Source organism: Micromonospora sp. DT44 (assembly GCF_049841635.1).
In the GTDB taxonomy this organism is placed as follows: Bacteria; Actinomycetota; Actinomycetes; order Mycobacteriales; family Micromonosporaceae; genus Micromonospora.
In genome coordinates this window covers 1-317 of record NZ_JBNCKS010000195.1, presented here as the reverse complement: position 1 = coordinate 317, position 317 = coordinate 1, and the positions used below count along the sequence as shown (strand labels likewise).

At 55.2% G+C, this 317-nt stretch carries 1 protein-coding gene; it reads left to right on the top strand.

Going from position 1 to position 317, the window contains the following annotated elements; translation table 11 throughout:
- Window positions 1-317: hypothetical protein (locus ACLQ25_RS32880; protein ID WP_425734618.1), on the top strand; the 317-nt coding region annotated here is incomplete at both ends.

The following is a 317-nucleotide window of genomic DNA, read 5'->3' as shown; positions in this document are numbered from 1 at the left end:
GTGGGTAGCGTTCGACGAGATAGCACGAGACTACTACAAAGATGGCCAAGAAAATCTGCTGCCAGCCCCCTCGCAAAGATACAATAGGAAGGCCACCAACGGGATTGTGGTACACCTCGGACGAGACCTTTATAATTGGCAGCGGGAGGGCAAGACTGTTCCGAAGAGTATGCCCAAGGATCTGAAAGATTTTTTGGAGGGTTGCGGAGCGATCGGCGACGTGGCGGAGGCGGTCGCGTTCAGCGCTGCCAAGTTCAGTAGTGACGCTAGGTGGGAGGCGTTCGCCGAAATAGCACGAGAATACTACGGAGATCGCC